Here is a 16671-nt window from a genome sequence, read left to right as displayed (position 1 = left end):
ACAAAAACAACAATAAAAATCTTAAAACAATAAAAATAAAAGTTTTAAAATAATAACAATAAAAATTATCTCATAAAAATAAGAAAGCTTGTATAAACAAGTCACTGAAAGAAATTAGACCACCGTAACTGGTGGTTTTTTCTTGCCTGCAATAAAATTTCCCCGCCGGAATAACTTTTTAAAAACACAACCCTCTAGAAGGCTACTTTACTTGTTGATATACGCGCTAATTAAATATATCTTGATGTATATAAACCGATTATATTTTAATTAAAAAGACCAACCCAGCTAGGAGAACAATTATGCTGACGCGTGTAGAAAAAGCTCAACAAAAATGGGGTGGTAGTCACACAGTAATTGATAAATGGCTTAACGAACGCCAAGAACTTATTGTGTTGTATTGCAAGATTGCAGGCTTTTCGCCGTACGATAAAAAAGACCATGCGTTACCTGAGCCGCAAGTTATTGAGTCTTTTTGCCAACTTTTAATGGATTACCTATCGGCAGGCCATTTTGAAGTGTATGACGATATTGCAAAAGCATGTGAAAAAAAGGGTTTGCAAAGCCAAGAACTGGCAAATTCTATTTACCCGCGTATTTCTAGCACAACCGATGTTGCACTGGATTTTAATGATAAATACGCCGAAGTAGATAAAGAAGACTTATTAGCAGACTTCGATAAAGATTTATCAGTTATTGGTGAGGCACTTGAAGCTCGTTTTGCGCTTGAAGATGAGCTGATTGATAACTTGTTTTCTAATCACTAAGATTAATTAAGCACATTAAAAAAGGGACCTTAGGTCCCTTTTTTATTTGTACAATAAACTTATTATTGTGCAGGTGCTTCTTCGTTTTGAATTTCAAGTAATTCAACTTCAAATACTAATGTTGAATTAGCAGGAATTTTACCTAAATCGCGATCGCCATAAGCAAGTTCAGAAGGAATAGTGAACTTGTACTTAGAACCTACAGACATCAGCTGTAAACCTTCAGTCCAACCTGCAATTACGCGGTTAAGAGGGAAAGTTGTAGGCTCGTTACGAGCGTATGAACTATCGAACTCAGTGCCGTCTAATAGAGTACCTTTGTAGTGAACTTTAACTACATCAGTTGCTACTGGCTTTTCACCGTCGCCTTCGCTAAGTACTTCGTACTGAAGACCAGATTCAGTTACTGTAACGCCTTCTTTTTTAGCATTTTCTTCTAGGTATTTTTTACCTGCTTCTTTGCTTTTTTCAGACTCTACTTTTGCTTTTGCTTCTTGCTTAGTACGCACTGATGTATCTAGCTCGGTAAGTACTTCACGAATTTTTTCTTCGTCAATTTTTGCATTACCAGCAAGCGCATCTTCAAAACCACGAATTAAAAGTGCTTGGTCTAGTTCAATACCAATTTCTGATTTGTCTGCAAGATCTTTATTTAAAAAGTTACCTACAGATGCACCAATACCGTATGCTTGTTGCTGTTCTACAGTGTCTAATTTAACTTCAGCTTGTTCTTTTTTTGCTTCTTGATTACAAGCTGTAAGCGCTAAAACTGACGCTGCAATCAATGACAATCTAATCGTCTTTTTCATTTTAAATCTCCGACACACTTTGCAGTTGTCATTTTAATGTATTATTACTAGTTAAAGATTAACGGCCCACATGATAGGCTGCTTGTTTAATGACTAAATTTCACGTTGTTAGCTAAACTAAAAACATATCCAGTGATTAGACAAACAACCTAGGCCTTAAACGTGACCTAGTCTAACCTCTCAATCACGAAGAGTTAAGGGGAAATACCTGTAATATGTCGATATTTCGTACTTTTTTAATCGTATTTAGCTGTTTTTTAGCTATCGCCTGTACCGAAAAAAATCAGCAGGCTGTAGCAAGTTACGAACACGCCGCACAAGGTGCGTTTTCGTCAGCGCTTTCTAACGATGGTAAATACAGTTTGATCTCCTCTATCAACCATGGGGTCGCATTGTGGGATAATCAACAGCAAGTATTAAAATACCAGTGGTATCAGCAGCAATCGCAAGACAGTTTAGTTTATGCCGTTGCTATAGCGTTTGATAACAGCGTGGCTGTTACCGCAGAAAAAACCACCTTTGCCGTATGGGATATAACCACAGGCAAAAATAAAGGTTACTACGAAATACAAAAAGCCAGTATTCGTGATATCGCTATTAGTAACCAAGGTCGTAGTGTTTTATACGGCCGTAGTGATGGCGTTGTGGTTTTTATAAACCTCGAAACAGGACGTCGTATCGAATTTTTAGGCCATCAAGATAAAGTAAACACCGTTGATTTATCACCTAACGGGCGCTATGCATTGAGCGGCTCTAACGATTACGTTGCTTATTTTTGGGACACACGTACAGGGCAAGTAATTCATCGGTTTAATCACCCTACTCGTGTTACCCAAGTAACGCTTGACCCACAAGGTCGCTATGCATTTACCGCAGATAGTATGAAGCAAGCACATGTATGGAAGCTGACTACAGGTGACCTTGTGAGTAAACTGGCGTATATTGCGCGTCAGAAAATTTTTACTGCGGTACGCTTTAACGAACAAGGCACATTGCTCGCAACGGGTTCGCCTAATAAACGCGTTGATTTATGGCAATTGCCCAGTGGTGAAAAAATTCAAACTTGGCAAGTAACGCCACGCGAAGGCAGTAAGCCTAAATCGGCAGTGGTGTTAGATGTAACGTTTATACAAAACGGCAAGTCGTTGTTAACCGAGAGCTCAAGCGGTATCGCAGAGCGCTTTATTATACGAGAAGATAATGAACACAATTGAACATCGCTTAATGGAACTTGAAGCCAAGGTGGCTTTTCAAGACGAAACGATTGATATATTAAATGACGAGCTAAAAGCACATCAACAGCAGCTTGCAAAAATGAAGCGCCAAACTGAGCTACTAGCAGAAAAGCTAAAAGAGTCGCAGCAGCCATCGTTAATGTCGCAAATGCAAGAGCCTCCGCCACCGCATTACTAAGGTGGGTAAAAAATAAAAACCGGGTTAATCGCCCGGTTTAAACACACCAATTACTTGTTCAAATTGGCGAGTTGACGCCTGAACAGCATTATCGGGTTGCGACATTTTATGCCCACACTCAACACACTCTACTTTTTCAACATCATGTTCTCTGTATAGCATCATGGTATCCATGGCTTTACACTCAGGGCACGACGCACCAGCAATAAATCGCTTCTTTTGTCTCACAACATTTTTCCTGTGGTTTGAACTGTGGCTATTTTATCGTATAACTTCACCTGTTGATACGCTTGATAAGCGCATTAAGTTCTATGGTATGATAGGGGCAACTTAACAAGGGCACAGCAAAGTAACGCATTCATGATCCAAATCTCAGAAATAGAACTACTTCGTGGCGGTAAAGCCTTATTAAAAAATGCATCAGCCACTTTATTTCCAGAACATAAAGTTGGCCTTGTAGGTGCCAATGGCTGCGGAAAATCAACGTTATTTGGTTTATTAAAATCAGAACTACAGTTAGACGCCGGCAGCTGCAGCATCCCTAAAGATTGGTCTATCTCCTCTGTTAAGCAAGAAACTCCAGCACTTGAAATAAGTGCACTTGATTATGTACTGCAAGGGCATCCTGAATATTACGCATTGCGCATTGCCCTACGTGAAGCAGAGCGAACAAACGATGGCGATACACAAGCCAAAGTGCATATTCAACTAGAAAACATAAAAGGTTATAGCATTGAGTCAACTGCGGGCGAGCTATTACACGGCTTAGGCTTTGCCAATAATCAAATAGAAAACCCCGTTAGTGCGTTTTCAGGTGGTTGGCGCATGCGTTTAAACCTTGCTCAAGCACTAATTCGTGATGCCGATTTACTGCTACTTGATGAACCAACTAACCACCTTGATTTAGATGCAGTATATTGGCTTGAGCGCTTTTTACGCGCCTACACAGGCACCCTTGTACTTATATCGCATGACCGTGAGTTTTTAGATGCAGTGGTTGATCAAATTTGGCATGTAGATAAGCAACTTATTAATGTGTACAAAGGCAACTACTCGCAATTTGAGCGCCAAAAAGCAGAACGCTTACTACAGCAGCAAGCTATGTTTGACAAGCAGCAAGAGCAAATTGCACACCTTGAGCAGTTTATTACGCGCTTTAAAGCAAAAGCCAGTAAAGCCAAACAAGCACAAAGCCGCGTAAAAGCCCTAGAGCGTATGGAAAAGCTAGCTCCTGCTCATGCCGACTCACCGTTTAACTTTGAATTTGCAGAGCCTACAGCCCTTCCAAACCCACTTATGAGCTTAGATAAAGCGAAAGCGGGTTATGGTGAAGTCACTATTTTAAATAATATAGAGCTCAACTTAGTACCTGGTAGTCGCATTGCTTTACTTGGTAGAAATGGGGCAGGTAAATCAACGCTAATTAAACTACTCTCTGGTGACTTAGAGCCACAAGCAGGTAAGGTTGTGCAGCATCATGGTTTAAATATTGGTTACTTTGCGCAGCATCAACTTGAATCGCTTGATTTAAAAGCCAGCGCGATTACACATTTACAACGTTTAAACCCAAAAGCTACTGAACAATCACTACGTGACTTTTTAGGTGGCTTTGCCTTTATTGGTGATAAAGCTCTAGAGCCAGTAGCGCCCTTTTCTGGCGGTGAAAAAGCACGTTTAGTCCTTGCTATGCTGGTGTATCAAAAGCCTAACTTACTACTGCTTGATGAGCCTACCAACCACCTTGATTTAGAAATGCGCCACGCGCTAGTTATGGCACTACAAGGTTTTGAAGGCGCAATGGTTACCGTATCGCACGACCGCCATATGCTTAAAAACACCGCTGATGAGTTTTATTTAGTAGATGATGGCAAAGTAACTCAATTTGGCTACGATTTAGATGCGTATTATCAGTGGTTACTAAATGCGAATAAAGAAGCCGTTAAAGCCCAGCAAAATGATGAACCTAAAGCTAAATCAGGTATTAACCGAAAAGAGCAGAAACGCTTAGAAGCCGAATTTAGAAAAGCCATTCAACCGCTTAAAAAGCAAATTGAAAAGCTTGAAAAGCAACTAGACAAATACTCCGCAGAGCTTAGCGAAGTAGAAGTGGCCCTTGGCGATAACGAACTCTACAACGACGACAATAAAGCCCAGTTAAAAGAGCTAATTGCTAAACAAGCAACGCTCACACCTAAACTTAATGACATTGAAGAAGAGCTCCTTATGGCTCTTGAGGAAATGGAAGAAAAAGAACAGGCTTTTACCGATGAACTTGCTCAATAGCGACCGTTTTTGGCAATTTGCGTGCACCTTGTACGCAAAGCCTGGGCAACAACAAACCTTGCTGGCACTACAAAACCAGCAAGGTAAAAACGTTAATCTGTGTTTATTATTACTGTATTTAGACTCACTTAAACTAAGTATCACTGCCGAGCAGCTCAGTACTTTAATAGAGTCGATTGACGAATTTGATACGCAAGCACTTAATCCACTGCGCTCTGCGCGTAGCTATTTAAAAGCAAATCAGGAGACGATTGCTGACTACACAAAAATACGTGAAGAGTTATTAAGCGCAGAGTTAAAGCTTGAAAAACAGCAGCAGCAAATACTGATTGATACAGCGAATAAATTTGAATTTTTAGAGGTCGTGAAGCCAAATAATATTGAGCTGTATGTGAAAGCCACTTAGGCGGTCAGTTTTTATACTCTCTTCTAATGCTCATTCTTTTCTCTTTGTATAAAAGATTTTTAAGCCGATTGATTATAAAAAGCCTATAGGTGCTGCAGTAACTAACTAGCCCCTAAAACATGATCTACATCAACTTTACTTGGTTACTTTTTCCACTTAGGAAAATTATTTGATCTCGATCATGTTACGCCTTGCAAACTCGCCCTATGATTAACCCATCAACTGAACGAGGAGATTAATCATGAACGTATTCTTTAGAGACTTTTTTAGCGACCCTGTTTTATTTATGTCTTTTGGGATTTTAGGCGTAGTGATTTCTCTTTGCCTATTTTACGCTTTTTACTTTATTAAAAAGATTAGCGAGGCTGAAGTTCCCGAGCATCATTAAGCACGACGCACAAAGCGCCTACTCAGGTTACTGATTAGGCGCTTTTTATTTTATAAAGCGAAAAATTTGATACACTAGCTTTTCGTTTAATACAAAGTGCGTAGTACAAACATGATCTCTCAGTTCAAACCAGCATGGTGGATGACCAATCGTCACGTTCAGACCATAATGCCGCGTTTTTTCCGCCCATTTCACCATACTCGCTACGAACTTGAGCAGCTTGATACACCTGATGGTGACTTTATCGAGCTTGCTTGGTCGCTTCCACATAACGAAACAGCTCCACTTGCCGTTGTTTTACATGGTCTTGAAGGCAACATAAATAGCTTTTATGCCAAAGGCATGATGAAGGCCTTAAAAAAACAAGGTTATGCAGTAGTGCTTATGCACTTTAGAAACTGCTCAACTGAAGTAAATCGCCTTCCGCGCGCATATCACAGTGGTGATACAGCAGATTTAGCTTTTTTTATTGACCATTTACGCCAACAATTTCCAACTCGCCCAATTATGGCCGTAGGGTTTTCGCTAGGTGGCAATGTGCTGGCTAAATACTTAGGTGAAGAACGCGAAACATGCCCATTAAGTGCAGCAGCGGTAGTATCGGCACCTTATGACTTATCGTCATCAAGCGATGTTATTCGTAAAAGCTTAGGTAAAATTTACCAAAAATATCTGCTCGATAGAATGAAAAAGTCAATGCAACGCAAATTGCCGCAAATAAAGCAGCAAATACCGATTACTACCGACCAACTAATGGAAATTGACGATTTATTAGAGTTTGATAACCAGCTAACGGCACCATTACATGGCTTTGAAAACGCACACGATTACTACCGTAAAGCCAGCGCTATGCCGTACTTAAAAGACATCGCTATTCCTACGCTTATTATTCACGCTAAAGACGACCCAATGCTCTCTATTAAGGCCGTACCGAGTAGGCAAGATGTAAGTAAGCATGTTACGCTGTGCGTCTCAGAGAAAGGCGGCCACGTAGGTTTTATTAGCGGTAACAACCCTTTTAAACCTATATTTTGGTTAGAGAAAGCCGTGCCGTATTATTTTGGCCAACACATATTAAATAAAGCGAGTAACAAGCAGTAATGATTATCCCTTTTGAACAACTCGATAAAGACACTCTTTATAATTTAATTGAAAGTTATGTGCTGCGCGAAGGCACTGATTACGGTGAGCAAGAAATAACGATTGAAAGCAAAGTCGCTCAGGTTAACCAACAACTTAAAAGCGGCGAAGCGATGGTATTTTTTTCTGAGCTACATGAGTCAGTAACTATAATTTCAAAAGGCGAATTTAAAGCGCTACAAAGTGAAGAGCATCAAGCGCAGTCATTTGATTAAAGCGTAACACTTGTAACTTTTGAACTGAACGTACACAATGGCTTTTTACCCAAAGAGCCAAAACATGATAAAACTCAGCACTCTAGTGGTAGCCATATCACTAGCATTAACACCTCAAGCCTTTGCAGAGCAAGTAAAAAGCCCGTCAGACAAAGCAGTTAAACTTGCCAAAGACACTATTTTAATAGATACCCACATTGATGTGCCTTATCGTATACACGAAGGCTGGGTTGATGTAACTAAAGCCACAGCTGATGGCGACTTTGACTACCCTCGTGCTGTTAAAGGCGGTTTAAACGCCCCATTTATGTCGATTTATATTCCTGCGCATTTAGAGTTTGAAGGCAAAGGTAAAAGTTACCAGTTAGCCAATAAAATGATTGATAGTATGGAAGCCATCGCTCAGCGCGCCCCAGATAAGTTTGCAATTGCAACCTCAAGCGCTGATATTGAAGAGCAGTTTAAACAGGGCAAGCTGTCTATTGCGATGGGTATGGAAAACGGTTCACCAATTGAAGGCGATATGAAAAACCTTCAGCACTTTTATGACCGTGGTATTCGCTACATCACGCTAGCTCACTCGCAAAGCAATCATATTTCTGACTCTTCTTACGATATACGCCGTAAATGGAAAGGTTTAAGCCCATTTGGTAAAAAGCTTATCACTGAAATGAACAATGTAGGTATGTTAGTCGATGTATCTCATATTTCAGATGATGCGTTTTATCAAGTAATGGAGCTCTCTAAAACGCCGGTAATTGCCTCGCATTCATCGCTGCGTAAGTACACGCCAGGTTTTGAGCGAAATATGAATGACGATATGCTACTCGCACTTAAAAAGAATGGCGGTGTTATTCAAATTAACTTTGGCTCAAGCTTTGTTACCGCAAAAGCAGGTAGCTGGGGTAAACAGTTAAAAAGTTCAAAAGAGTCCGCTAAAAAAGAAGGCACCAAGCTAAGTAAAGATTTTGATGCTGCGTATCGCGCTAAAAACCCATACCCATATGCAAGTCTTGAACAGGTACTGGATCATATTGACCACGTGGTTGAGCTAATTGGTATTGATTATGTTGGTATTGGTTCTGACTACGATGGCGTGGGTGATTCACTGCCAATTGGTTTAAAAGATGTGTCTAGCTACCCTAATCTTGTTCAAGGTTTAATGGATAGAGATTATAGCGATGCTGATATCAAAAAGATTTTAAGTGGCAATTTATTAAGAGTGTTAAAACAAGCTGAAAAGTACGCTAAGAAACACTAGCGTGTCAGTTGTCAAAGAGTTTAATGAATAGCACGGCTTGAAGTCGTGCTTTTTTATGCCTTAATTATATTTAAATTACTTAAACTTAAACACAAACGTAGCCCTTTAAATTTAACTCCGAGCTACTGAAAGCTGATAGTTGATAGCTGAAAACTAAACGCTTTTCTTCAGACATTAAAAAACCCGAGGCTAAGCTCGGGTTTTTTAGTATTAATTAACTTAAAAGTTAACTATTACTCTACGATAGTTGCTACAACACCAGCACCTACAGTACGGCCACCTTCACGGATAGCGAAACGAAGACCTTCATCCATCGCGATTGGCGCGATTAGAGTTACTGTCATCTTAACGTTATCACCAGGCATTACCATTTCTACGCCATCTGGTAACTGTACGTCACCTGTTACGTCAGTTGTACGGAAGTAGAACTGTGGACGGTAACCTTTGAAGAATGGAGTATGACGACCACCTTCATCTTTAGAAAGTACGTATACTTCTGAAGTGAATGTAGTGTGTGGCTTGATTGAACCAGGCTTAGCTAGTACTTGACCACGTTCAACGTCTTCACGCTTAGTACCACGTAGAAGTGCACCAATGTTCTCACCAGCACGACCTTCATCAAGAAGCTTACGGAACATTTCAACACCAGTACAAGTAGACTTAGTAGTCTCTTTGATACCAACGATTTCAACTTCGTCATTCACGTTGATGATACCCGCTTCAACACGGCCAGTTACAACTGTACCACGACCTTGAATTGAGAAAACATCTTCGATAGGCATGATGAATGGCTTATCGATGTCACGCTCTGGCTCTGGAATGTAAGAATCTAGTGCTTCTGCAAGCTCTACGATTTTAGCTTCCCATTGCTCTTCGCCTTCAAGTGCTTTAAGTGCAGAACCTTGAATTAGTGGTAAATCATCACCTGGGAAGTCGTACTCAGAAAGAAGTTCACGAACTTCCATTTCTACTAGCTCAAGTAGCTCTTCGTCATCAACCATGTCACATTTGTTCATGAATACGATGATGTAAGGTACGCCAACTTGGCGAGAAAGTAGGATGTGCTCACGAGTTTGTGGCATAGGGCCGTCAGTCGCAGCTACTACTAAGATAGCGCCGTCCATTTGAGCAGCACCAGTGATCATGTTTTTAACATAATCGGCGTGACCAGGACAATCTACGTGTGCGTAGTGACGAGTTGGCGTATCGTACTCAACGTGAGAAGTTGAGATTGTGATACCACGCTCGCGCTCTTCTGGAGCGTTATCGATTGATGCGAAATCTTTAGCAACACCGCCGTATACTTTTGCAAGTACGTTAGTGATTGCTGCAGTTAGTGTAGTTTTACCGTGGTCAACGTGGCCGATTGTACCAACGTTTACGTGCGGTTTTACGCGTTCAAACTTTTCTTTTGCCATGACGGAACCTATCAGTTTTGTGTATCTAAATTACATATGAAAATAATCCACCAAAGGTAGATTAAGTAAATTTTTTCAAATAGTATTTTCTGACAGATAAAGGAAGTAATCAAGGAGATTCTTAGGACTGGTGCTGATAGGCAGAGTCGAACTGCCGACCTCACCCTTACCAAGGGTGCGCTCTACCAACTGAGCTATATCAGCAACACAAGAACTGGAGCGGGCAGCGGGAATCGAACCCGCATCATCAGCTTGGAAGGCTGAGGTAATAGCCATTATACGATGCCCGCATAAAAATCTGTTCTTAAACTACCTCTAACCGTCAAGAATAAAGTGGTGGAGGGAGCTGGATTCGAACCAGCGAAGGCTGAGCCGTCAGATTTACAGTCTGATCCCTTTGGCCGCTCGGGAACCCCTCCACGATAATTCTCTACTAATTCACTTCCGGTAAAAGGAAAGTGGTGCCGACTAACCGAGTCGAACGGTTGACCTACTGATTACAAGTCAGTTGCTCTACCAGCTGAGCTAAGTCGGCACTGCTTTAGTACGGGGCGAGATATTAGAGTAAGGTTTATTGGGATGCAACAATAAAATTAAAAAAAATGTAATTTTTTACCTCAAATGCTCACAATTCATGCAAAACAGTGGTTTTTTATACTTTTTGGACGTTTTTACTCAGGTCGCGCCAATAATTTAAGCCTTTCATAACAAGTAGTGAATCAAAAATACTTCCCGTAAATTGTTGCTGTAATAACGCGCCATAACCACCAGCAAAGATTATTTTAGGTATTTGGGAGCAATTATTCTGTACCAAATGATGCTTTGCTCGCTCTATTGCTCCAATTGTTGCTACTAAAGCGCCATTTTTTAATCCGTTAGGAGTGTTTTTCCCTAGCTTATCTTCAAATGGTGTAGTGCCATCATCAAATACGCGTTGAGTATTTTGCGTTAAAGAGGTGGTCATCAAATCAAGGCCCGGTAAAATCCACCCGCCTAAGTGAACACCATTATCAGCAAGCACATCAATAGTGGTGGCGGTACCTGCATCAACAATAATGCACGGCGTATCTGGGTAAAGTGTAAAGCCTGCTATAAGTGCAAGCCATCTATCTATACCTAAATTGCCAACTTGATCGTATGCACAGCTAAGCTTGCCTAATTGTTTTGTTACGTTGGCTTCAAAACTAGGAACGCCGTGTGTGCTTGCTTGTGCAAGTAACTCTGCCATTAATTCGCTTTTGCCTACGCAGGCATAAACAACTTCAGTTATGTGCTGCCAAGGTAAATTGTTTATATTTGCAGGCTGTGCTTCCTGGTTTTGCCAAAGCACTGCTTTTAATGACGTATTGCCTACGTCGATGAGTAATCTCATGGTTGTGCCTTTCTTAGCGAAACTTCTCCGCCGTAGTAACTTTTTACTTCGCCGTCTTGGCGAATACGAATACCACCTTGTGGGTCTATGCCTTCACAGATACCACGCCAACTTCTATGACCTGTGTTGAGCTCTATCTGCTCTCCTGCAAAAGCATTTAACGCATTCCATTGTTCGTACATTTCTTGTAAACCACTTTGGCTGTACTGTAATAAACGCTTTTCTAAATAATACGTTAGTGAAGCCACCAGCTCATTTTTATATAGCTGTTGAGTGTGCTGATTTAAATCTGTCCATGCCTGATCTATATGTTGGCTAAAGCTTTCAGGCATTTGTAGGTTTATGCCTATACCTATAACTAGCTGGCAAGGTCCTTGTGGTTGCCCGTCTAGCTCAACTAATACGCCAGCAAGCTTTTGCTTATTTATATATATATCGTTTGGCCATTTCAGCTCTACGTCAATTTGGTATAACGCTTTAATTGCATCATAAACAGCAAGACCTACCGCAATTGATACACCCATAGCAGCTTGAAGCCCGTCATCTAAACGCCAAAAGTAACTGTAATACAAATTAGCACCGAATGGCGATTGCCAAACACGGCCACGTCGGCCACGCCCTGCCTGCTGCATTTCAGCCACAATGACCTTGCCCGATTCAAGCTCCGCTTTACTTTGTAAGCGGCGCATAAGCTCGCTATTGGTCGAATCGATAATAGGGTGCACTTCAACATTGGCCGTGCTCGCACCTAGTGCTTTGTAATGCTGATCAATTTGTGTTTTATTTAAAAGGCCTACTTGGCTATTCAAGCAATAGCCTTTGCCGGTTACTTTAAAAATGTCCAAACCCATTTCTTGTAACATTTTAATATGTTTACTAACCGCAGCTCGACTAATTCCAAGCTCTTCACCTAGCGCTTGCCCAGATACAAAACCACCTAGGTTGAGTGCATTTAAAATAGCGAGCTTGTTTCCATCTGGCGCTTTCATAGTATGGGCTCCATTTTAATATGGCATTCGCTGTGTGTATCAATTAAACGCACTTCATGCTCTAGCATAATGTTATAACGGGCATTTACCGCTTGCTGAATATGTTTAATCATCGTTATGAGGTCGCTTCCTTCACTATTTCCATGATTAACTAATACCAAGGCCTGCTGCATATGCACTTCAATACCCGCGACTCTATGCCCTTTTAAACCTACTTGATCAATTAGCCAGCCAGCCGCCACTTTATGGTGGCTTTGTCCATATTCATAATGAGGTAAATCCGCAAATTGCGTTAATAGCTCAGCTAAGTGCTGATTGGTGATAATAGGATTTTTAAAAAAGCTCCCAGCATTAGGCAATGTATATGGGTTAGGTAATTTACTATTACGCGTTTGTATAACTTGCTCAAACACAGCCGTTGGCGTAACACGACTAAGGTGCTGTAATGGTCCATAACTTAATACGGGTTGCCACTTTTTAGGCAATGCCAAATAAACGCGAGTGATCACCGCTTTATTTTTAAGTGAATGCTTAAATATGGAGTCTCTGTAGGCAAATTCACATTGTTCATTATTAAGTGTGTGCATAGCCTTAGTGGTTATATCAAAGTACTCTACCGACTCTACAAACTTTGCAATTTCAACACCATAAGCACCAATATTTTGTACAGGTGATGCGCCAACAGTACCTGGTATAAGTGCTAGGTTTTCAAGCCCTGGGATGTCTCTATCAAGCAAATAACTTACTAATGCGTGCCAATTTTCGCCTGCGGCAACACTTATTAAAAAGTCATCTTTTCGTTCAGTAACTTTAATGCCTTTGGTAGCCATTTTTATTACTGTACCTGTGTAATCATTTAAAAAAACGGTATTGCTGCCCTCACCTAATAAGCAAAATGGGGGGCTAAAGCTTTGTGCTTTAAGTTGCTCAAGCTGAGTAATTTCAACAAAATGCTGGCATTGGCTGTTTAATGCAAATGTATGTAAGGAGTGTAATGAATACGCCACAAAGCTCTCTAAAGTTACCGGTAACTAATCGCAATAGTTTACCTCATCGTCGCAAATGTGGCACTAGATTGTAAAAATCACTCAACCCACTGTGGCAATCGTGATATAAAACTAGCACTTTTTTATTTGTGTTCAGGGTAATTATGAAAATTAAACCTCTTTTTTTAAGCCTCGCTATGGCAGGTATGTGTTCGCAAGCAATGGCTAGCGCGATAGACCAAAACTCGTATGCTAACCTCGATGATGTTGTGACTACTCACTTAAGCCTTGATTTAGATGTCGATTTTGCCGACAAGCAGTTAGAAGGTTTTGTTGAGCACACGCTAAAGTGGAATAATTCTAAAAGTAAAACACTGGTACTTGATACCCGCGATTTAGACATTGATAAAGTAATGTATCAAGACGACGATGGTAGCTGGCATAAAGCAGACTACACACTTGCTAAGCGTGACGATGTAAAAGGCTCTAAATTAACTATTAAGTTTAAAGATCAAGCAGCCAAAGCACGTATTTACTATAACAGTCGCCCAGAAGCATCAGGCTTACAATGGCTAACACCAGAGCAAACAGCCAGTAAAACACACCCTTTTATGTACAGCCAATCGCAAGCTATTCATGCTCGTAGCTGGATCCCAGTGCAAGATACCCCTGCAATGCGTGTAACGTATTCTGCGCGTATTCATACACCAAAAGATATACGTGCGGTTATGAGCGCCGACAATAAAGACGCACTTTACAAAGATGGCGACTACATCTTTGACATGCCACAAGCTATTTCACCTTACCTAATTGCTATTGGTGCGGGTAACTTAGAATTCAAAGCCATGTCGCGCCAAACAGGTATTTTTGCTGAACCTGAAATTTTAGATGCGTCGGTTGCTGAGTTTAACGACACACAAGCCATGATCAACAAAACCAACGAAATGTATGGTGAGTACGCATGGGGCCGTTACGACTTACTCATGCTACCGCCTAGCTTCCCATTTGGTGGTATGGAAAATCCGCGCCTATCGTTCATTACACCTACTGTAGTGGCAGGCGATAAAAGCTTAGTTAACCTAATCGCACATGAGCTTGCTCATTCTTGGTCTGGAAACTTAGTGACTAACGCAACATGGGAAGATTTATGGTTAAACGAAGGTTTTACCTCGTACGTTGAAAACCGCATTATGGAAGAAGTGTTTGGCCGTGACCGCGCTGTTATGGAACAAGCATTAGATTCTGCAGGTCTTCGTGCTCAGCTTAAAACGATTGATGCGCCAGATACCCGCCTTAACTTAAAACTTAATGGCCGCGATCCGGATGATGCGTTTAGCTCAGTGCCTTACACTAAAGGTCAGTTATTTTTAATCTACCTAGAGGAAAAATACGGCCGTGATAAGTTTGACCCATTTGTAAAAGCGTACTTTAAAGAGTTTTCGTTTAAATCGCTGACCACTGCACAATTTGTTACATACATTAAAGCTAACTTAATTGAAAAATACCCAGGCGTTGTAAGCATGGATAAAGTAAATGAGTGGATTTTTGAACCAGGTTTACCTAGTGATGCGCCAAACCCAACATCAGATGCGTTTGATAAAGTAGATACAGCAAGCGCAGCTTGGTTAAAAGGTGAGACTACCGCAGCACAATTACCAACAACCCAATGGACTGTGCACGAATGGCTGCATTTTTTAAATAATCTGCCACGTGATTTAAGCCTAGATAAAATGAGCGAGCTAGATAATCAATTTAACTTAACGCAATCAACTAACGCTGAGCGAGCTTTTGCGTGGTTTATGCTTGCTGTAGGTAATGGTTATCAGCCAATTTACCCTGCGCTTGATAAGCACTTATCAGGTATTGGTCGCCGTAAATTAATTGTTCCGTTATATAAATCACTCATCACTAACGGTAAAAAAGAGTGGGCACAAAGCGTGTACTTAAAAGCACGTCCGGGTTACCACCCACTTGCACAAGGTACTATTGACGCATTATTTGAATAAATAATAGCGTTAACTAAAAAGGGCCAAATTGAATTTGGCCCTTTTTTTGTACTATTTTACTTTGTTACTTTTTCTAAAAATGCTTTTCGCTCTGATGTCGTGGCTTGCTGCCACCAAAAGTCGAGCATCTGGGGTGCACTTGGCATTCCTTTTCCATTTATAGGCGCAATAGGCTTTATTGGCTGACTAGGGCGTGAAGGTCCGGCTGGAACTGTGTTTTGCATAGCAGGTTTATTACTTGCAAGCTGGGTATTAGAAACAACACTTAAAGGTTTCGCCACCGCGCTACTTTTTGCTTTTAAACTCACTTGTGGTGCTTCAGCGAACACTTTTGCAGACACTGCATTTTCAGCACGATTAAACACTAAGGTATAATCTTTACCTGCTTCAATGGTTACATTCACCCAAAACGGTTCTGACTCTACCACTTCGTGTGTATCGTAATCATCTTCGTATAAGTCTGTATATTTGAGTTTTAGTTGATAAGTACCCGGTGCAAGCTCTACATCATCAATACGGCTAAACAAAGAGCTTTCTAGCATACGATCACCCACTTGCAGTGGTACAAACTCTTCAGGAAAGTGAATATTTTCAGCGTTGGCAGAAAAACTAAGTAGTAATGCAACAGCACTACCTATTAAAATTGGTTTAAGCATATTAACTCCTTTATTTGATTTCAGTTTGACACCGCTTTGAAAGTTTGTCATTAGTGAGCTTAAATTTCGTACCACTTAATTAGGGACACAGCATGAGCCAAGAAACTATTTTTACTAAAATAATTAATAAAGAAATCCCAGCAGATATTATTTATGAGGACGAAGACACACTTGCATTTAAAGATATAAACCCGCAAGCCCCTTTTCACGCCCTTATTATCCCAAAAAAGGCAATTTCAACAATTAATGATATCACGCCTGAAAACTCTCATTTAGTGGGTAATCTATATGTTGTTGCCGCTAAACTGGCAAAGCAATATAACTTTAGCGATGATGGCTACCGCGTAGTAATGAACTGTAATGAGCATGGAGGACAAACTGTTTATCACATACATTTACATATGCTTGGCGGTAAAGAAATGGGCTGGCCACCGTATCAAAACATCAAAAAAGTAAATTAATTTAAAGTTTTTTATGAAAATATTCTGCTCAAATATTTAGTTACAAATGTTATGGCTTTTCATGATCATAAAGTAAAAAATAGTTACTTATTTGCAACATT

General features: G+C 40.5%; 18 protein-coding genes and 4 tRNA genes. 11 read left to right on the top strand and 11 right to left on the bottom strand.

Going from position 1 to position 16671, the window contains the following annotated elements; all coding sequences use genetic code 11:
- Window positions 1–302 precede the first annotated feature (302 nt).
- On the top strand, window positions 303–767 hold the full coding sequence (locus ALFOR1_RS00680; protein ID WP_058547978.1) for an Rsd/AlgQ family anti-sigma factor: 465 nt from the start codon (window positions 303–305) through the stop codon (window positions 765–767).
- A 62-nt stretch (window positions 768–829) separates the two neighbouring features.
- Here ALFOR1_RS00680 and fkpA read toward each other — a convergent pair whose 3' ends face one another.
- The gene (gene fkpA, locus ALFOR1_RS00675) at window positions 830–1576 is read right to left on the bottom strand and encodes an FKBP-type peptidyl-prolyl cis-trans isomerase (RefSeq protein ID WP_058547979.1); all 747 of its coding nucleotides are present in this window, start codon (window positions 1574–1576) and stop codon (window positions 830–832) included.
- A 215-nt stretch (window positions 1577–1791) separates the two neighbouring features.
- On the opposite strand from fkpA, the gene ALFOR1_RS00670 reads away from it, so the two are divergent.
- Both ALFOR1_RS00670 and ALFOR1_RS00665 read left to right on the top strand, forming a co-directional pair.
- Window positions 1792–2790 carry a WD40 repeat domain-containing protein gene (locus ALFOR1_RS00670; protein ID WP_058547980.1) on the top strand — a complete coding sequence of 333 codons (999 nt, stop codon included), beginning with the start codon at window positions 1792–1794 and terminating at the stop codon, window positions 2788–2790.
- Window positions 2777–2989: a SlyX family protein gene (locus tag ALFOR1_RS00665; protein WP_058547981.1), complete on the top strand. Its 213-nt coding sequence runs from the start codon at window positions 2777–2779 to the stop codon at window positions 2987–2989. Before ALFOR1_RS00670 ends, ALFOR1_RS00665 begins: the two co-directional genes overlap by 14 nt.
- Window positions 2990–3013: 24 nt before the next feature.
- Here ALFOR1_RS00665 and ALFOR1_RS00660 read toward each other — a convergent pair whose 3' ends face one another.
- Window positions 3014–3217, bottom strand: a complete 204-nt coding sequence (locus ALFOR1_RS00660) for a YheV family putative zinc ribbon protein (protein ID WP_058547982.1) — start codon at window positions 3215–3217, stop codon at window positions 3014–3016.
- Window positions 3218–3349: 132 nt separating this feature from the next.
- Here ALFOR1_RS00660 and ALFOR1_RS00655 point away from each other — a divergent pair, with 132 nt between their 5' ends.
- The 6 genes from ALFOR1_RS00655 to ALFOR1_RS00630 all read left to right on the top strand — a co-directional run bounded on the left by ALFOR1_RS00655 (window position 3350) and on the right by ALFOR1_RS00630 (window position 8682).
- The gene (locus ALFOR1_RS00655; RefSeq protein ID WP_104641746.1) at window positions 3350–5272 is read left to right on the top strand and encodes an ATP-binding cassette domain-containing protein; all 1923 of its coding nucleotides are present in this window, start codon (window positions 3350–3352) and stop codon (window positions 5270–5272) included.
- Window positions 5256–5678, top strand: coding sequence for a TIGR02444 family protein (locus ALFOR1_RS00650; RefSeq protein ID WP_104641745.1), 423 nt, complete (start codon window positions 5256–5258; stop codon window positions 5676–5678). Before ALFOR1_RS00655 ends, ALFOR1_RS00650 begins: the two co-directional genes overlap by 17 nt.
- A 241-nt stretch (window positions 5679–5919) precedes the next feature.
- Window positions 5920–6066 carry a hypothetical protein gene (locus tag ALFOR1_RS00645; RefSeq protein ID WP_004589623.1) on the top strand — a complete coding sequence of 49 codons (147 nt, stop codon included), beginning with the start codon at window positions 5920–5922 and terminating at the stop codon, window positions 6064–6066.
- Between the two features lie 111 nt (window positions 6067–6177).
- Complete coding sequence (locus tag ALFOR1_RS00640) at window positions 6178–7167, top strand: hydrolase (RefSeq protein WP_104641744.1); 990 nt, start codon at window positions 6178–6180, stop codon at window positions 7165–7167.
- On the top strand, window positions 7167–7421 hold the full coding sequence (locus tag ALFOR1_RS00635) for a YheU family protein (protein ID WP_104641743.1): 255 nt from the start codon (window positions 7167–7169) through the stop codon (window positions 7419–7421). Before ALFOR1_RS00640 ends, ALFOR1_RS00635 begins: the two co-directional genes overlap by 1 nt.
- A 64-nt stretch (window positions 7422–7485) precedes the next feature.
- On the top strand, window positions 7486–8682 hold the full coding sequence (locus ALFOR1_RS00630) for a dipeptidase (protein ID WP_104643592.1): 1197 nt from the start codon (window positions 7486–7488) through the stop codon (window positions 8680–8682).
- Between the two features lie 233 nt (window positions 8683–8915).
- Here ALFOR1_RS00630 and tuf read toward each other — a convergent pair whose 3' ends face one another.
- From tuf to murB, 8 genes are all read right to left on the bottom strand, one after another.
- Window positions 8916–10100 (bottom strand): elongation factor Tu, encoded by a 1185-nt coding sequence (tuf, locus tag ALFOR1_RS00625; RefSeq protein ID WP_058548756.1) that lies wholly within the window; start codon window positions 10098–10100, stop codon window positions 8916–8918.
- Between the two features lie 128 nt (window positions 10101–10228).
- Window positions 10229–10304 (bottom strand) — tRNA-Thr (locus ALFOR1_RS00620).
- An 11-nt stretch (window positions 10305–10315) separates the two neighbouring features.
- Window positions 10316–10390: transfer RNA gene (locus ALFOR1_RS00615), tRNA-Gly, on the bottom strand.
- A gap of 44 nt (window positions 10391–10434) precedes the next feature.
- Window positions 10435–10519 (bottom strand) — tRNA-Tyr (locus ALFOR1_RS00610).
- 40 nt (window positions 10520–10559) lie between these two features.
- Window positions 10560–10635, bottom strand: a tRNA-Thr gene (locus tag ALFOR1_RS00605).
- Window positions 10636–10752: 117 nt separating this feature from the next.
- On the bottom strand, window positions 10753–11472 hold the full coding sequence (locus ALFOR1_RS00600; RefSeq protein ID WP_104641742.1) for a type III pantothenate kinase: 720 nt from the start codon (window positions 11470–11472) through the stop codon (window positions 10753–10755).
- A complete protein-coding gene (gene birA, locus ALFOR1_RS00595; protein ID WP_104641741.1) occupies window positions 11469–12461 on the bottom strand; it encodes a bifunctional biotin--[acetyl-CoA-carboxylase] ligase/biotin operon repressor BirA in 993 nt (330 codons plus the stop codon). Before birA ends, ALFOR1_RS00600 begins: the two co-directional genes overlap by 4 nt.
- Complete coding sequence (murB, locus tag ALFOR1_RS00590) at window positions 12458–13468, bottom strand: UDP-N-acetylmuramate dehydrogenase (protein ID WP_104641740.1); 1011 nt, start codon at window positions 13466–13468, stop codon at window positions 12458–12460. The genes birA and murB overlap by 4 nt, the downstream gene beginning before the upstream one ends.
- 143 nt (window positions 13469–13611) lie before the next feature.
- Here murB and ALFOR1_RS00585 point away from each other — a divergent pair, with 143 nt between their 5' ends.
- Window positions 13612–15453 (top strand): M1 family metallopeptidase, encoded by a 1842-nt coding sequence (locus ALFOR1_RS00585; protein ID WP_104641739.1) that lies wholly within the window; start codon window positions 13612–13614, stop codon window positions 15451–15453.
- Between the two features lie 56 nt (window positions 15454–15509).
- Here ALFOR1_RS00585 and ALFOR1_RS00580 read toward each other — a convergent pair whose 3' ends face one another.
- Window positions 15510–16109 (bottom strand): DUF2057 domain-containing protein, encoded by a 600-nt coding sequence (locus ALFOR1_RS00580; protein WP_104641738.1) that lies wholly within the window; start codon window positions 16107–16109, stop codon window positions 15510–15512.
- A 92-nt stretch (window positions 16110–16201) separates the two neighbouring features.
- Here ALFOR1_RS00580 and ALFOR1_RS00575 point away from each other — a divergent pair, with 92 nt between their 5' ends.
- Complete coding sequence (locus ALFOR1_RS00575) at window positions 16202–16570, top strand: histidine triad nucleotide-binding protein (RefSeq protein WP_104641737.1); 369 nt, start codon at window positions 16202–16204, stop codon at window positions 16568–16570.
- Window positions 16571–16671 lie beyond the last annotated feature (101 nt).

Source organism: Pseudoalteromonas carrageenovora IAM 12662 (assembly GCF_900239935.1).
Taxonomy (GTDB): Bacteria; Pseudomonadota; Gammaproteobacteria; order Enterobacterales; family Alteromonadaceae; genus Pseudoalteromonas; species Pseudoalteromonas carrageenovora.
The sequence above is the reverse complement of the archived record's forward strand: the minus strand, read 5'-3'. Positions and strand labels throughout refer to the sequence as shown.

Coding starts and splice junctions, on each gene's coding strand:
- ALFOR1_RS00645 (WP_004589623.1), top strand. CDS start 5,920: ATGAACGTATTCTTTAGAGACTTTTTTAGCGACCCTGTTTTATTTATG.
- ALFOR1_RS00680 (WP_058547978.1), top strand. CDS start 303: ATGCTGACGCGTGTAGAAAAAGCTCAACAAAAATGGGGTGGTAGTCAC.
- ALFOR1_RS00670 (WP_058547980.1), top strand. CDS start 1,792: ATGTCGATATTTCGTACTTTTTTAATCGTATTTAGCTGTTTTTTAGCT.
- tuf (WP_058548756.1), bottom strand. CDS start 10,100: ATGGCAAAAGAAAAGTTTGAACGCGTAAAACCGCACGTAAACGTTGGT.
- ALFOR1_RS00635 (WP_104641743.1), top strand. CDS start 7,167: ATGATTATCCCTTTTGAACAACTCGATAAAGACACTCTTTATAATTTA.
- fkpA (WP_058547979.1), bottom strand. CDS start 1,576: ATGAAAAAGACGATTAGATTGTCATTGATTGCAGCGTCAGTTTTAGCG.
- ALFOR1_RS00585 (WP_104641739.1), top strand. CDS start 13,612: ATGAAAATTAAACCTCTTTTTTTAAGCCTCGCTATGGCAGGTATGTGT.
- ALFOR1_RS00650 (WP_104641745.1), top strand. CDS start 5,256: ATGAACTTGCTCAATAGCGACCGTTTTTGGCAATTTGCGTGCACCTTG.
- ALFOR1_RS00655 (WP_104641746.1), top strand. CDS start 3,350: ATGATCCAAATCTCAGAAATAGAACTACTTCGTGGCGGTAAAGCCTTA.
- ALFOR1_RS00665 (WP_058547981.1), top strand. CDS start 2,777: ATGAACACAATTGAACATCGCTTAATGGAACTTGAAGCCAAGGTGGCT.
- ALFOR1_RS00600 (WP_104641742.1), bottom strand. CDS start 11,472: ATGAGATTACTCATCGACGTAGGCAATACGTCATTAAAAGCAGTGCTT.
- ALFOR1_RS00575 (WP_104641737.1), top strand. CDS start 16,202: ATGAGCCAAGAAACTATTTTTACTAAAATAATTAATAAAGAAATCCCA.
- ALFOR1_RS00630 (WP_104643592.1), top strand. CDS start 7,486: ATGATAAAACTCAGCACTCTAGTGGTAGCCATATCACTAGCATTAACA.
- ALFOR1_RS00580 (WP_104641738.1), bottom strand. CDS start 16,109: ATGCTTAAACCAATTTTAATAGGTAGTGCTGTTGCATTACTACTTAGT.
- ALFOR1_RS00640 (WP_104641744.1), top strand. CDS start 6,178: ATGATCTCTCAGTTCAAACCAGCATGGTGGATGACCAATCGTCACGTT.
- birA (WP_104641741.1), bottom strand. CDS start 12,461: ATGAAAGCGCCAGATGGAAACAAGCTCGCTATTTTAAATGCACTCAAC.